The sequence below is a fragment of the Oleiphilus sp. HI0067 genome (assembly GCF_001635735.1).
The window spans coordinates 34,929-48,815 of record NZ_LWFI01000445.1; the positions used below are offsets into that span (position 1 = coordinate 34,929).

The 13,887-nt window shown below is 44.4% G+C and carries 16 protein-coding genes, 1 other RNA gene and 1 pseudogene; 9 read left to right on the top strand and 9 right to left on the bottom strand.

What is annotated here, in order from left to right:
- Positions 1-118: 118 nt before the first annotated feature.
- A complete protein-coding gene (gene recN, locus A3739_RS05285) occupies positions 119-1,783 on the top strand; it encodes a DNA repair protein RecN (RefSeq protein WP_068478036.1) in 1,665 nt (554 codons plus the stop codon).
- 20 nt (positions 1,784-1,803) lie between these two features.
- Here the strand turns inward: recN and fur are convergent, their stop codons facing one another.
- Positions 1,804-2,208: a ferric iron uptake transcriptional regulator gene (gene fur / locus A3739_RS05290; RefSeq protein ID WP_068477987.1), complete on the bottom strand. Its 405-nt coding sequence runs from the start codon at positions 2,206-2,208 to the stop codon at positions 1,804-1,806.
- Between the two features lie 128 nt (positions 2,209-2,336).
- Between fur and A3739_RS05295 the strand changes: the two genes are divergently transcribed.
- Positions 2,337-2,711 carry an outer membrane protein assembly factor BamE gene (locus tag A3739_RS05295; protein ID WP_068477985.1) on the top strand — a complete coding sequence of 125 codons (375 nt, stop codon included), beginning with the start codon at positions 2,337-2,339 and terminating at the stop codon, positions 2,709-2,711.
- Here the strand turns inward: A3739_RS05295 and A3739_RS05300 are convergent.
- Complete coding sequence (locus A3739_RS05300; protein WP_068476034.1) at positions 2,708-3,001, bottom strand: RnfH family protein; 294 nt, start codon at positions 2,999-3,001, stop codon at positions 2,708-2,710. The two genes, A3739_RS05295 and A3739_RS05300, sit on opposite strands and share 4 nt — an antisense overlap.
- Complete coding sequence (locus tag A3739_RS05305; protein ID WP_068477983.1) at positions 2,991-3,428, bottom strand: type II toxin-antitoxin system RatA family toxin; 438 nt, start codon at positions 3,426-3,428, stop codon at positions 2,991-2,993. The genes A3739_RS05300 and A3739_RS05305 overlap by 11 nt, the downstream gene beginning before the upstream one ends.
- A 146-nt stretch (positions 3,429-3,574) precedes the next feature.
- Here A3739_RS05305 and smpB point away from each other — a divergent pair, with 146 nt between their 5' ends.
- From smpB to A3739_RS05325, 3 genes are all read left to right on the top strand, one after another.
- A complete protein-coding gene (smpB, locus tag A3739_RS05310; RefSeq protein WP_068476070.1) occupies positions 3,575-4,057 on the top strand; it encodes an SsrA-binding protein SmpB in 483 nt (160 codons plus the stop codon).
- A gap of 242 nt (positions 4,058-4,299) precedes the next feature.
- Positions 4,300-4,686: a transfer-messenger RNA gene (ssrA, locus tag A3739_RS05320) on the top strand.
- 236 nt (positions 4,687-4,922) lie between these two features.
- On the top strand, positions 4,923-5,387 hold the full coding sequence (locus tag A3739_RS05325) for a hypothetical protein (protein ID WP_068500596.1): 465 nt from the start codon (positions 4,923-4,925) through the stop codon (positions 5,385-5,387).
- Between the two features lie 104 nt (positions 5,388-5,491).
- Here A3739_RS05325 and A3739_RS05330 read toward each other — a convergent pair whose 3' ends face one another.
- Positions 5,492-5,755, bottom strand: coding sequence for a DUF3081 family protein (locus A3739_RS05330; RefSeq protein WP_068477973.1), 264 nt, complete (start codon positions 5,753-5,755; stop codon positions 5,492-5,494).
- A gap of 143 nt (positions 5,756-5,898) precedes the next feature.
- On the opposite strand from A3739_RS05330, the gene A3739_RS05335 reads away from it, so the two are divergent.
- A complete protein-coding gene (locus A3739_RS05335) occupies positions 5,899-6,345 on the top strand; it encodes a DUF3429 domain-containing protein (RefSeq protein ID WP_068477597.1) in 447 nt (148 codons plus the stop codon).
- Between the two features lie 19 nt (positions 6,346-6,364).
- Positions 6,365-6,682 (top strand): DUF6482 family protein, encoded by a 318-nt coding sequence (locus A3739_RS05340; RefSeq protein ID WP_068477599.1) that lies wholly within the window; start codon positions 6,365-6,367, stop codon positions 6,680-6,682.
- A gap of 32 nt (positions 6,683-6,714) precedes the next feature.
- Here the strand turns inward: A3739_RS05340 and A3739_RS28635 are convergent, their stop codons facing one another.
- From A3739_RS28635 to A3739_RS05360, 5 genes are all read right to left on the bottom strand, one after another.
- Positions 6,715-6,882: a hypothetical protein gene (locus tag A3739_RS28635; protein ID WP_156493473.1), complete on the bottom strand. Its 168-nt coding sequence runs from the start codon at positions 6,880-6,882 to the stop codon at positions 6,715-6,717.
- 24 nt (positions 6,883-6,906) lie between these two features.
- Positions 6,907-7,266 (bottom strand): hypothetical protein, encoded by a 360-nt coding sequence (locus A3739_RS05345; protein ID WP_068477972.1) that lies wholly within the window; start codon positions 7,264-7,266, stop codon positions 6,907-6,909.
- Between the two features lie 125 nt (positions 7,267-7,391).
- Complete coding sequence (locus tag A3739_RS05350) at positions 7,392-8,147, bottom strand: MipA/OmpV family protein (protein ID WP_068478034.1); 756 nt, start codon at positions 8,145-8,147, stop codon at positions 7,392-7,394.
- Between the two features lie 188 nt (positions 8,148-8,335).
- A complete protein-coding gene (locus tag A3739_RS05355) occupies positions 8,336-9,841 on the bottom strand; it encodes an AbgT family transporter (protein ID WP_068477971.1) in 1,506 nt (501 codons plus the stop codon).
- Positions 9,842-10,015: 174 nt separating this feature from the next.
- Positions 10,016-11,779: an ABC transporter transmembrane domain-containing protein gene (locus A3739_RS05360; protein ID WP_068477968.1), complete on the bottom strand. Its 1,764-nt coding sequence runs from the start codon at positions 11,777-11,779 to the stop codon at positions 10,016-10,018.
- A 445-nt stretch (positions 11,780-12,224) separates the two neighbouring features.
- On the opposite strand from A3739_RS05360, the gene A3739_RS05365 reads away from it, so the two are divergent.
- Both A3739_RS05365 and A3739_RS30705 read left to right on the top strand, forming a co-directional pair.
- Positions 12,225-12,704, top strand: coding sequence for a helix-turn-helix domain-containing protein (locus A3739_RS05365; RefSeq protein WP_068477966.1), 480 nt, complete (start codon positions 12,225-12,227; stop codon positions 12,702-12,704).
- Positions 12,705-12,838: 134 nt separating this feature from the next.
- Positions 12,839-13,887: pseudogene (locus A3739_RS30705) on the top strand (MASE1 domain-containing protein); the annotation flags it as partial.

The window sequence follows — 13,887 nt, forward strand, 5'->3', positions numbered from 1 at the left end:
AAGTAAAAAAGTACGGATGCAAACAAACTTTTCTATTTTTTCTCTTCCCAAACCTTTGCCATCCTACTTAGCCAGTATTACACTGTTTATAAATACAGTAATTTTGAAAGCGCCGACTATGCTTAACCAACTCAGTATTCGTAACTTCGCAATCGCCAGTGAACTAGAAATTGACTTCAATTCGGGAATGACCGTCATGACCGGTGAGACGGGTGCAGGTAAATCGATATTGCTCGACGCACTTGGGCTTACACTGGGTGATAGAGCCGACTCAAGTATGGTGCGGCACGGACAAGCCAAAGCAGAAATATGCGCAAGCTTCGATATTCGCCACATCAGCGCAGCAAAGCAGTGGTTAACACAACACGACCTTGATAATGAAGACGAATGCATTTTACGCCGCGTTATCACTGCCGAAGGTCGATCTCGTGCGTATATCAATGGTCAGCCAAGCCCATTAAGCGACATCAAAGCACTTGGCGAACAAATAATTGATATACATAGCCAACACGAGCATCAAAGCTTACTAGTCAAAGATAAGCACCGGGTACTTCTCGATGATTATGCAGGCAATGAAACGCTTGTTAAGGAAGTAAAAGAGAGTTATCAAGCATGGCAAAAGAAAGCTCGCCAGCTAGACATGCTGATAAACAACCAAGAAGAAACCCAAGCGCGCTTACAAGTACTCAACTTTCAAGTCGACGAATTTGAAAAGCTAGCACTCCAAGACGGCGAACTTGAACAACTTGAGCAAGAGCAAAGCAAACTTGCCAATGCTGAAGTGCTACTTGCGGGTGCGCATGAATCTATAGCTGCAAGCAGTAATGATGAGCATGGAGCACTATCACTCCTTCAGCGCGCCAAGCATGCCTTAAGCTCACTGCCTGCTGAAGAATCTAGCATTAGCGAAGCGCTAGATTTATTCGAAGAAGCTAGTATTCAAATTGAGGAAGCGACTAATACACTTCGCCACTTTGTCGGAGGCTTTGAGCTAGACCCTAACCGATTAAACTTTATAGACGAACGCTTAGGTCAAGCCTATCAACTCGCGCGCAAACATCGCTGCCAACCAGATGAACTCAACGACGTTCATCTTCGATTAGCGCAAGAGCTCGAAGCCTTAACGGGTGGCGACCAAGACCTTGATAGCCTTGAACAAGAGGCTGAGTCTCTTAAAAACATATACATTCAACATTCCAACACACTTAGCAAACATCGACAAAAGCACGCAAAAGAACTCGAAAGCCAAGTCGCTGAGCAATTAAAGCTGATGTCGATGCAAAATGTCGTGTTTGCTACGCAATGCGACGCCTTAGACATGAGCAATGCAAGCGCAAACGGTTTAGATGATATCGAATTTCTTATTAGCACGAACCCCGGCCAACCACCAAGACCTCTTGCCAAGGTCGCCTCAGGCGGTGAACTATCAAGAATCAGTTTAGCGATTCAAGTTGTTCTCGCTCAGCGTTCAGCTGTTCCAAGTATGGTATTTGATGAAGTAGATGTTGGGATCGGCGGCGGTACAGCTGAAGTTGTAGGAAAGTTACTAAAAGAGCTTGGGCAAACAGGCCAAGTCATTTGCATCACTCACCAACCTCAAGTCGCCTCGCAAGGTGACCGCCATCTTCGCATTAGTAAATCAATCATTGATGGAACAATGCACTCAGCGGTTGAGCCATTAAATAACGCAGAAAGAACAGATGAAGTAGCAAGAATGTTAGGCGGGATAGATATTACTGAGCAAACTAAAGCGCATGCGAAAGAAATGCTAGGGCTCAACTAACCCCAGCATTACAAGATTTATTATTTCTTCTTACGAACGTACAAGGTCAAACTATGATCAACTAATTCATAGCCGTATTTCTCGGCAATTTCGTGCTGACGTTTTTCAATAATTTCATCATAAAATTCAACAACTTCACCAGACTCAGCATCAACCATATGATCATGATGCTCTTCACTCGCCAACTCAAAAACAGCATGGCCACCTTCAAAATTATTGCGCTGCACTAAACCTGCCGCTTCAAACTGAGTCAGTACGCGATACACCGTTGCCAAACCTACATCATCACCTGATTCTAGAAGTGCCTTATACACATCTTCAGCACTCATATGCTTACCATCAGAAGCTTCTAAGAGACCCAACACTTTAAGGCGTGGAACAGTTACTTTTAATCCGGCTTTTTTTAAATCAGTATTTTCAGGCATAACTTACTCTTTATTATGATGTATATAGGCGCACATCCCTTAAATCAGTTAAGATGCGCTCCGCAGACAAAATCAACGGCAGTAAACTCAAAACGAATGCTGCAAACAATAGTGGAATTAAGAACTAGATGCAAAACAAGTCTTCCCGTTTTACTAAGATTTCAAATAAGAACTTGGGCGCAATCATCACCGCTGTATTTCTTACATTAACCCTCGGCGCATGTGCCTTCCCAGGCGTATATAAAATCAACGTTCAGCAGGGCAACATTATCACGCAAGACATGCTGAGCCAGCTACAAACAGGAATGACCAGACGTCAGATTCACTTTGTACTAGGAACCCCAATTGCCCGTAACGTATTTAGCGACAAGTACGAAAGTTATATCTATTCATATCAACCTGCTGATGGTGAACTACAACAGCAGGTGATCAACGTGTATTACCAAAATGGAGTGTTTACCCACTATGAGGGAGAACCCCTCGAAGAACACTCTGCTTACTAAGCTTTTGGCTTCTTAGCACGATTCAAACGCGCTTGCTTAGGATCAATAATCAGAGGGCGATAAAGTTCAATGCGATCGCCCTCTCTCAAGGTCTCTTCTTTTGGCTTCTTAACTGCTTTACCGAAGATCCCCATATCAATTTCATCGTAATTTATTTCAGGGAAAAACTTCTCTAAACCAGAATGTGTTGCGGCATCAAACACAGTCGTACCCGCATCCACTTCCAACTCAACTATTTTCTGAAGATCGGGGCGCGCATATGCCACCTCAATGCGAAGCTTACTTTCCATATACCACCTTTGCGCGTTCACAGAACGCATCAACCATCGTGTTTGCGGCTTGATTAAACACAGGACCAAACGCCAGTTTAGCTACGCCCTGCTTCAACTCGAACTCTAGATCTAATTCAACCTTACAGGCATCTTCACGCAACGCTGTAAAATGCCAATCACCTTTGAGCTTTTTAAATGGGCCATCTTCTAAACGCATCGATATTTTTTCATGCGCAACGAGCTCATTCCGCGTAGTAAAAGATTGCCTCATCCCACCCTTACTCACATCCAAACTTGCACGCATCTGTGTAAAGTCCGCTTCAAGAACAGTCGCACCCGAACACCACGGCAAAAAAGAAGGATAAGAAGCCACATCATTTACAAGGTCATACATTTGCTGAGCAGAAAACATGACCAGCGCGGAGCGATTTATTTTTAAAGACATAAAACCCAGCCCAATTAATTGGCGCGTATTGTAACCGCCTTCTCATCTGCACTCTAGCGCTTCTGCGAATGCGCGATAAATTCTGTAGCAAGACCAGAACTTGTAATATACTTCCCGTTTTTCACAGACACTCCAGCAGTAATTTCATGGCCGGCAAGAAAAAACCAAAGCAACAAAGCAATACCATCGCGTTGAATAAACGCGCCAAGCACGACTTTCATATTCAAGAAAAATTTGAAGCTGGCGTTGCGCTTACAGGATGGGAAGTGAAAAGCTTACGTGAAGGCAAAGGCCAGCTTACAGACTCGCACGTATTCTTGAAAGACGGGGAAGCATGGCTACTTAACGCACACATTACGCCACTTATTTCTGCAAGCACTCACGTCATCGCAGAGCCAACTCGCCAACGAAAACTGCTGCTTCACAAAAAAGAAATTGCCAAAATTAATGCAAAGATAAGCCAAGCAGGCCACGCATGTGTTGCCCTAGCCCTTTACTGGAAAAACAACAAAGTAAAGTGCGAAATTGCATTGGCCAAAGGTAAAAAAGAATTCGATAAACGCGCGACCGAAAAAGATCGCGACTGGAATCGTCAAAAAGCTCGCGTTGTTCGCGAGCATGCGAAGTAACTAATATTTTTTGACTTTGGGCTTGCTACTCATGGTTTCAAGAGTATGATTGCCCAACTAGCGTTTCACCAACGCTTAAAGGTTTCAATAAGTTTCGGAATGATATGGGCCACAGGCCGATTTCTTCCAGAAATTGAAAATCAAATTGTTGATTTTCAAAGGCATGAGCGACAGCAGCATCTTGCTGCTGGCCGGGACTCGACGCAGTCGAAGCCAAACGCTTAAAGGTTTCAATAAGTTTCGGGGATGATATGGCTTCGACGCTGGTAACGAAACCAGAGGTGCATGCCGAGTGTACAGTGGCACTCGTACTCCAATCGCTGTAATCAATAGTTGCAAATGATGACAACTACGGTGCTGCTCTAGCTGCGTAAGCAGTTAAAAAAGCACTTTTAGGGGTACGCCCCTAACGGTCTGTAACAAGGTGCCTGTACCGCGATACCGACTGTCACTCAGAACAGGACCGCACCACGGCATACTCGGGGTCGTGCTGCTAAATTTTACTGAGTTCGCCAACCACGTCCTGCCCGTTGGGCTGTGGAAGGTTAAACTAATTAACGGAATCTAAGCATGTAGAGCCGATGGCAGAGTGCTGACGGACGCGGGTTCGACCCCCGCCATCTCCACCAAACAAGCATAAGCCCCTGTATCCACGGGGGTTGAGCTTCCCTCAAGTCAGAATGTCACACAAGCTGTCACACAGCTAGGACGTTTGACTATGCAACTGCCCTACACTATCGTGCGCCACGGAGCGCTCTACTACAATCGACGCCTACACTCTGGCTTCCTTCGATTATCCCTTCGCACCTCTTGCGAGCGAGCAGCTCTCCGCTATGTAGTCCTATTAAATGAGTTAGTGGATAGAATGACCGTAAGACGAGCAAAACTAAAAGAAATACGCCAAGCCGCTAGAGTCTGGCTTGAACGCAATATCGAACATAACACCGTAACAGAGGCACCTAAGGCACCAGCAGAAAACACACATGACTTAGAGGTTGTGGGGTTAGAACGGGAGGATAAGAGCGCTAGCATCAAGGACTCGCAAGACATCGTCGATGAACGCCAGCACGAAATGATGTTCAGCAGCGACTGTAAATACTTGAATCAGGAATTCACACTCCAAGTAACCCTAGAAGAGAATAAGGTCTTAGCATACTACCATGCCCAAGCTAACGTAGCATTCCATAAACACAGACTTGAGCCGACCGCCGACTTCGCAGCAATACCACCAATAAGCGAACGCGCGGCATCAGAGCTAATAAGCAGCCTAATTGAGAAGTATCTCAAAGAGAAGAAAAGAGAAGTCGCAGCTCAGAATTACGGAGAATAGCTGCAATTACGTGAACAATTACTATGGTGATCAGATCTGCGCTAGTTGCAAATAAGTTTGGGGGTTCGAAGGTGCCTCTTGTCTTCGAACCCTTATTTCAGTTCTCAAGCGGCATCAGTTTTTGCGATCTTGCACGCTAAGTCGTACAGCTCTTCAAGCTCAATATTATTACGATAATTAGCCTGAAACTTGTTATGAAAAAAAACACTGATACTAGCCTTGGGCGTGCTTAGAACAAACGTATAACCATCAAAACTCATTTCAAGCGTTAGACCAGAATAGAAGTACCGGCCGCTCTTCTGCTCGCCGTGCTGTCTAACTTTTTCTGCAGCTAGTAAGAGTTTTCTTACCTCAATACGGTTTTCCACTGCGACTCTCCAATTAAGCATTCCATTAAGCTACTTAGGAAGGGCTCAAATGGATTCAAGACCAAAGCACGTTATACATATATAAAGTAATCGGCTGTGTTTTTACTCTCGTAGGTTTTATTGAAAAAAACAGAGTAAGATCGATGAGTAACCACGCACGCATTCAAACATTTGGCTTCGCAGGCCTGATCCCATTCATAGGCTTCAGCCTTACGATTTGGTTCGTCCCTCAAGAATCAGCAGACTCCCTGCTCGATTTCTTCCTGTCTTACTCCGTTGTCATTCTGTCTTTTTTAGCAGGTTTACTTTGGGCAATACCCGTCGTGATCGGCTCGAACTTGCGCCAGAACGGCATACTTCTCAATACGGGCATCGTTTTTAGTTTATTAGCATGGGCTAGCACAATTTTTAAACCCGCCTTACAGAGTGCGATCTTGGGCCTCAGTTTTATTGCCTTACGCTCTGTCGAGAAGAAGTTTTGCGATCATTTGTACGAAACCATGTTCGCGGTTTTGCGAGACAGACTAACAATCGTCGTCACCTTGGCACACTTATCAGCGTTCTCTTACGCCGTATTCTTAGGTTATTAAACTAGATAGGAAAATGACTATGAAGATTTCATACGAAGAGCTCGGACAATTAGAGCCCATTGAAAAAGTGATCATTCAATCAGTTGATTTGTCGCTTTATAGGGTGATGATTGAGCATCAAGGAGAGACTTATTACTTGGTCGATGGTAGTCAAATACAAACTTACCGAAGCCTTCAAGCCGCCAAAACAGCACTTAGCTTGCTGCGAATCATAAAGCTAGTGCTGCGGCACACGAGCGCCTATGACGAAATGATCGGACACCCTGAAAAGGGCTCTAACCTAATGGAGATTAAATTAGAGCACCTACACTTCGACACGCAGTCACGGGCTAATTAACAGTCTCTAAATAAACAAGGTGATAGCTATGATCAAATGCTTGCTCCCCGGATAACTTGTTCGTTGATTAGCCAAGGTTGCATACGCTCATCTTCCAATAGCTTCACTTTGAACAAGTTATAATCCACACTCTCCATTTCAATCACCGAAAATGAACTACGTGTGCCACCACTAGATGTCTCTTGGAATAGCGTTGTCATGTACGGAAAAACAGTAACTTCACCTTATTTTACCTCAAACTCTATATTTAAGGGGTAGCCGTCGTCATTGGCGGAGGTTGATCGCCAACGAGACGCCATCTTAAATTTCATCGCACCAACTTCGTAGCGCCCTGGAGGCAAATCATTAATCGCAATATATGCATCAGAACTATTTGAGAACCATACATCGAAATTAATATCACTCGTTTCACCCAGAGATCGAACATCAAACTTCCACGTTCGACTCCAAGATTCCATTGAGGAGTTTTCATGTGATTTGGGGATAACTAGCAGCGTGCTATTTTGATCATACGGTGCAATTTGAATACTGCTACACGCAGACAGAGAGAGGATGAAAAATACAAAAACCAAACAGCGATACATCTTGGATTTTCCCGATCATTATAATTTTTTGTCGTTAGCTACACAGTTAGCTGTGTAGCCAGCTCGGTATTAAGCTATCTCAAGATGATGTTACATATTAATATTCGATTCAAATAAACAATTATTTAGAAGAATCGAGTATAAGCAAAGCGGATATTGTATCCCTCGGTTTGATCTACAATGGGGCTATCGGTAATTGAATTTGAGTACCAAATATATCCCAGATCTAGGCGCGTAAAACCACCAAATAATATGGGGGTAGAGAAGTTTAAATCGGCACGATAATTCCAACCCGATCGCCCTTCATAACGCCCACGCTCAAGCGTCGCTTCGTTCTGCTCAACACCATAATAGTAATCGACAAGCTTTTGGTTTAGGTAATGAGCAGATACTTCCGGTACAAAGAAGAACGGGCCTTTATTGAATTGTCTTGATAACTGAATACTCGTCTCTGAGCCTTTATGGTGAGATAAGGTGTCGTGCATATATTCTAATTCGAGGCGGGCAATATCTTCTCGCTGCAAGCCCAAACTAAAACCTCCATCTAGTGAACGATCGCGGTCTTTCATACCCTTTAAAAAATCACTGTCGTCCGCGTCGTAACCATCAAACCTAACTGCGAGCTTAGCGTTTGCATCAAATGGGCCGTTCTCATACAGCTCATAACTGACAAAAGGCCCAAGTAAATTAAAACGCTCACCAATATATCCAATACCCGGAATTGGAATGACACGATTACCATCGCCCTTGTAGATACTTTCCGAAAACCCTACACCAATGCCATAAAACCAGCCTTCAGGCTTCGGGCGCTTACCCTCTAATTCAGCAAATGCTGGCAGAGATAAAATTAAAGAGCTAAGCAAGGTAAACACTAGACGCATAAACGATGTTCCATTGAGAAAGAAGTTTGAGAGCATTTTTATACTCTGAGAATTGAAAAAGCGATTCACGCATTCGTTATTATCTCGCGCTCTTTTTTGTATTCCGAGATCGGGTTAACGATGCGAATCTTATAAAAAAGCCCCATTAACAGAATGCTAATGGGGCTTTTTTATAAGATTTTTATGGCTTATACACCAGGACCCAGCGGCCAACCCATGCTTAGCCACAAGCCCAATAAGCATCCCCAGCCAATCAATAAGATGATGCTGTAAGGCAACATCACCGCGGCGATATTACCAATACCAGCTTCTTTGTCATATTTCTGAGCAAAGGCCACCACTATCCCAAAGTACGGCATTAAAGGGGTGATAATGTTAGTCACGGAATCCCCCACACGATAAGCCACTTGCGTCATTTCTGGCGAAATTCCAGAAAGCATTAACATTGGAACAAAGACTGGCGCTAACAACGCCCATTTAGCCGATGCGCTACCAATCAACAAATTGATTGATGCTGTCATTACGATGAAGATCAGCAAAATAGACACAGGGCTAATGCTCAGAGTTTCAAGCCACGCAGCGCCTTTAATCGCTGTAATCATTCCAAGATTGGTCCAACCAAAGTAATTCACGAACTGCGCCGCGAAGAACATCAACACAACGTAGCCCGCCATTGTCGCCATAGTTGATTCCATTGCTTCGATCACGTCTTTGCTTGAAGAGAACTCTTTGACCGTATATCCAAAAATAGCTCCCGCTAAAGCGAAGTAGACAGAAATAATCACGACGATCCCGCCGATAAATGGAGAGACAACAATGCTTCCCGTCTCGGGGTGTCTAAGCGGCGCTGACTCGGGTAGTACAGCCAACAAAACAAGGCCTACAAACACCAAAGTAAACAGACCGACATTGCGTAAGCCTTTGCCATCGAGAGGCCCTGCTTGATCGACTTCAACATCTTCGACTTCTTCTTGGCTTTGTGATTTTTCGAGATAAGGCATCACAATTTTATTGGTCACAATTGTGCCCAAAATGCCGATCAAGAATGTTGAAGCAACCATGAAATAATAGTTCGCCGCAGGAGAGATAAAAGCTTCTTTATCCATTAATTGTGCGGCTTCGGTGGTAATACCTGACAACAATGCATCAATAGGGCCAATTAATAGATTCGCGCTAAAGCCTGCCGAAACGCCCGCAAATGCCGCCGCAATACCCGCTAATGGAGGGCGACCCGCTGCGTAGAACAGCGCACCGGCTAAAGGAATAAGTACAACGTAACCAGAGTCTGCTGCTAAAGAAGATAAAACACCTGCAACGACAACAATAAAAGTTAGCAAACTATCTGGTGCCGCTGAAACCAAACGTCTTAACAAAGTACCCAGTAAACCACTACGCTCAGCAATACCGATACCAAGCATCGCAACCAACACAACACCAACGGGCGCGAAGCTCGTAAAGTTCGTGACAGCCTTGGTTAATATGAGTCGAAGCCCTTCTCCCGATAGAAGACTTACTGCCTCGATCGTTTTGCCGGTCACAGGATTCTCAGCACTTACGCCAATCCAAGCCATGATGGCGGATAGCACAACGACAAATAAGGTCAGTAAAACAAATAGCCAAGTTGGGTGAGGCATTTTATTCCCTACCCGTTCGATGGCGTTTAGCATGCGAATCACTGGAGTAACTTCGCTCATTCGGACTTCCTCAAGCCTCCATTAGGCTTATGACTTGGTGAAAAGTTGACCAAATTAGCATAGTAGAAATGGCTAAATTTGATACAAATCAAGTCAGAAATGGCTAAATTTGATACAAATCAAGTCAGAAATGGCTTAGTGAATCGTGCGAGTGAACAATTGCAAATCGGGCGATTAGGCGTCCATAAACTGAAGCTTGGCCAAGCGCGAATATAGCTCTGAAGAGGCGAGTAATTGATCATGCGTGCCTTGTGCAACAATCTGGCCTTGATCAAAAACCAGTATCCGATCGACATGTTTAATCGTTGAAAGTCGGTGCGCAATAATTAAGGTCGTGCGATTTTCGGTTAACTCATCAATCGCTTGCTGAACGTGATATTCGCTTTCAGAATCAAGCGCACTTGTCGCCTCATCTAACAAAAGAATATCCGGATCTTTCAGTACGGCGCGCGCAATCGCAACACGCTGCTTTTGACCACCCGATAAGCGAGTGCCTTGCTCACCGAGATAGCTATCGTAGCCTTTAGGCAATGCTTCGATAAATTCATGCGCATGCGCAGCTAGGGCTGCGGCTTCTATATCTTTTTGAGAGGCATCCTCGTTGCCATACGCAATATTATGCTTAATCGTGGAAGAGAACATCACAGGCTGCTGCGAAACAATCCCTAGTCGCTTACGCAGCGCCTCAGTAGACACATCGTGAACAGATTGCCCAAATACTGACACGCAGCCTTCATTACTATCGTAAAAGCGCTGCAGCAACTCAAATATTGTTGATTTACCAGCACCAGATGGCCCAACTAGCGCCACGCGCTCCCCTTCTCGAATACTAAAGCTGACTTTATCTAAAGCTTTTACTTGAGGTCTAGCGGGGTATGAAAAAGTAACGCCATCAAATTGAATCACTGAAGCATTACTCGCCGGAAACATATCAGTACCCGACTGATAAGGAATAAGCGACTCCACAGACAGCAACTCCAAAAGGCGCTCTGTCGCACCAACGGCGCGTTGCAATTCACCATATACCTCGGAGATCGTCGCCACAGCACCGGCCATCATCAAGGCATAAAAAATAAAAGCTGCCAATTCACCACCGGTCATCTCACCGGCCAGCATGTCACTGCCGCCAACCCATATCAGAGAACTTATCGCTACAAACACCAGCAGTATCACTGTCGCAATCAGAAGCGCTCGCTGACGAATACGTTTTCGCGCGACGGAAAAAGCGAGTTCGACTTCTTTATCAAAGGCCGCACGCTCATAATTTTCACGCGTAAAACCCTGCACCGTTTTTATGTTGCGTACAATCTCACCTGCATAAGAGCCAACGTCTGCAATCGAATCTTGGCTAGCACGCGACAATTTTCGAACACGTCTGCCAAACATCAGAATAGGTAGCAAAACAAGTGGCACACCAACCAACACCAACAAGCTCAACTTCAAGTTGGTATAGAGCAACAGAATAAGTGAGCCAACAAAAGTGAGTGCGCTGCGCAGCGCCATCGAAAAAGAAGAGCCAATAATATTTTGCAGCAAACTGGTATCAGTCGTGAGACGAGACATGATCTCGCCACTACGATTCTCTTCAAAATAGGACGGATGTAATGATACTAAGTGTGAAAATACAGCAGATCGCAAATCTGCTGTCACGCGCTCCCCTAACCAAGAGACCAAATAAAATCGCGCATAGGTACCAACAGCCATCAATAGCGATAGCAAAAATACAAGCTGCACTGTATCGGACAAACCATCTAGAGAGTTAGCCACCAAGCCATCATCGACCAATAGGCGCACACCCTGCCCTATTGATAAGGTAATCGCTGCGGTAAAAATTAACGCGATACTGGCACCAACTAATGTCCACTTGTAGGGACGCATAAAGGCCCATAATTTAAGTAAGACACTCAATGACTTCTTCGGTGCTTTTTGGTTTGCCATATAAAAATTTGCTTAGAGACGATTAGGAAGAAAAGAATAGTACGAAGATAGTTGAAGGATGGGAACACAAATAAAAAAGCGGGCGCACTCAGGGTTGTATGTACGCCCGAACTACTGAACTCATAAACATCTAACCTTATAGCATCAATTCATCCATATCATGCTCATTGAGATCTAGATCCGATGCATTCAAGGTAAAGTCCTGATCAAAAAATCTCAAAATCAAACTAAATAAACTCATCGCAGCTACCTCATTTAATCAATAAGTTTCACTAACTTTGCGCAATGTAATATTGATACTGCGTCTACAACTGCAAGGCATAAGCCTTCATGTAGTTCCATATTGGAACCTTGACTCACAATATAGGTTCTAAAATGGAACTTTTCAACCTATAATTTACGAAATTGAACAATTAATACTCTGATTTCACTAAGAGAAGCATCTATGAAGTGGGAAGACATCGAATCGCAAAACTGTTCTATGGCTCGTGGTCTAGCTATTTTTGGCGACCGCTGGACGCTGCTAATTATTCGCGAGTGCTTCCGTCGAGTTAGGCGTTTTTCAGATTTTCAAAAGGCCTTAGGCATCACCAAACACCGCTTATCTGATCGACTTACAAGACTCGTTGATGAAGGCATACTCACCAAAGTTCCTTACGATGACTCTGCAAAGCGATTCGAATACCGTTTAACCGACAAAGGCTTAGAGCTCTATCCCATTCTGATGAGCGTTGCGCTCTGGGGAGATAAGTGGCTTTCAGACGAAGACGGAGCGCCCGTTATTTATCGACATAAATCATGCGGAGAGATCACTCAACCAAAATTTGTGTGCGATTGTTGTGGCGACGACATTCACGCAAGAGACATCGATGCGCTTGCAGGGCCAGGAGTGACCAAAAAACTAACCTCTAATATCAAGGCTTAAGGCTGATTATTTTTTAGACAAATGACCTAACTCAAGCAAAGCATGTTATTCACTTGAGCAATCAAAGGGGCACTGCTCCAATAGATTAGAAAGTTAGCAACAATTTAATTGATATAACTTTCGTGCTTAAAATAGTGACCAGTTCTCTGCAAGATGCTCATGCTTCTTCCGGCATAATTTCTAAAGCTTGGCTTCGAGACATTCGTTTATCCGAAGTTGTCGTCATCGCTACCATCTACGTTGTTTTTGCACGACTAGGACAAACATTCGCTATTGAGCCCTCCAATGTAACGCCCGTTTGGATACCTTCTGGCGTGCTGATGGCAGTAGCCTTACGATACGGCCCCCACATATGGCCAGGCGTTTTCTTAGGTGCGTTTTTAGGAAACATTTGGGCTTATTTTTCCACTAAATCATTCTCTACCATATTTAATGCGATTGCCTCTGCATCGATGAATGGTTTGGGCGATGTCATCAGCATTGTTGTGGCCGCGGAGTTAATAAGACATTTTGCAAGAAGCGAAGAAATCCTCGCCTCGCAACGCACACTTGCCTATTACTTATTCTACGGTGCGATACTCGGCCCATTTGCGAGCGCCCTGTTTGGTAGCTCTGGTTTATAGCTCTTCAACCACATAAGTAGCGAAACATATGCAGAAGTGTTGCTAACATGGTTTATGGGCGATAGCGTGGGCGTTTTAATATTTACGCCTTTCGTATTGTCTTGGTTATACGCAGAACCACGTTTCAATACTTCTTCAAAGCTTGCCCTGCTAGGGGCAACACTCTACAGCCTACTGCTAGCCGCACTGGTATTTGATGTGCTTCAAGTAAAATGGCTCTTAGATTATGGAATCCCTGCGTTAGTGCCATTTCTCGTTGCCATTTTGTTCCGCTATGGCCAGCGACTTATTTTTACAGTACAAGTTGCTGTACTTTCGCTGGCGGTCATCGCGACTTGCTCGGGTTCAGGGCCTTTTGTCGCGGCCACAACATGGGAAAGTCTCATTCAATTGCAGAGCTTTACTGCTGCCATTTCGATCATCTTGTTTCTAGTCGCCATTTTAAATTTAGAAAAAAGTTCAAACGAAGCCTATCTAGAGAAACGTACTAAAGAGCTTGAAGAGTTATACAGAAAAGATGCCCTAACCGGTCTTTGGAATCGCTATCGTATTGAAGAGTT

Excerpts from the sequence above, each read along its gene's own strand:
- recN (WP_068478036.1), top strand. The coding sequence starts at position 119 with ATGCTTAACCAACTCAGTATTCGTAACTTCGCAATCGCCAGTGAACTA.
- fur (WP_068477987.1), bottom strand. The coding sequence starts at position 2,208 with ATGCCTGAAAATACTGATTTAAAAAAAGCCGGATTAAAAGTAACTGTT.
- A3739_RS05295 (WP_068477985.1), top strand. The coding sequence starts at position 2,337 with ATGCAAAACAAGTCTTCCCGTTTTACTAAGATTTCAAATAAGAACTTG.
- A3739_RS05300 (WP_068476034.1), bottom strand. The coding sequence starts at position 3,001 with ATGGAAAGTAAGCTTCGCATTGAGGTGGCATATGCGCGCCCCGATCTT.
- A3739_RS05305 (WP_068477983.1), bottom strand. The coding sequence starts at position 3,428 with ATGTCTTTAAAAATAAATCGCTCCGCGCTGGTCATGTTTTCTGCTCAG.
- smpB (WP_068476070.1), top strand. The coding sequence starts at position 3,575 with ATGGCCGGCAAGAAAAAACCAAAGCAACAAAGCAATACCATCGCGTTG.
- A3739_RS05325 (WP_068500596.1), top strand. The coding sequence starts at position 4,923 with ATGACCGTAAGACGAGCAAAACTAAAAGAAATACGCCAAGCCGCTAGA.
- A3739_RS05335 (WP_068477597.1), top strand. The coding sequence starts at position 5,899 with ATGAGTAACCACGCACGCATTCAAACATTTGGCTTCGCAGGCCTGATC.
- A3739_RS05340 (WP_068477599.1), top strand. The coding sequence starts at position 6,365 with ATGAAGATTTCATACGAAGAGCTCGGACAATTAGAGCCCATTGAAAAA.
- A3739_RS28635 (WP_156493473.1), bottom strand. The coding sequence starts at position 6,882 with ATGACAACGCTATTCCAAGAGACATCTAGTGGTGGCACACGTAGTTCA.
- A3739_RS05345 (WP_068477972.1), bottom strand. The coding sequence starts at position 7,266 with ATGTATCGCTGTTTGGTTTTTGTATTTTTCATCCTCTCTCTGTCTGCG.
- A3739_RS05350 (WP_068478034.1), bottom strand. The coding sequence starts at position 8,147 with ATGCGTCTAGTGTTTACCTTGCTTAGCTCTTTAATTTTATCTCTGCCA.
- A3739_RS05355 (WP_068477971.1), bottom strand. The coding sequence starts at position 9,841 with ATGAGCGAAGTTACTCCAGTGATTCGCATGCTAAACGCCATCGAACGG.
- A3739_RS05360 (WP_068477968.1), bottom strand. The coding sequence starts at position 11,779 with ATGGCAAACCAAAAAGCACCGAAGAAGTCATTGAGTGTCTTACTTAAA.
- A3739_RS05365 (WP_068477966.1), top strand. The coding sequence starts at position 12,225 with ATGAAGTGGGAAGACATCGAATCGCAAAACTGTTCTATGGCTCGTGGT.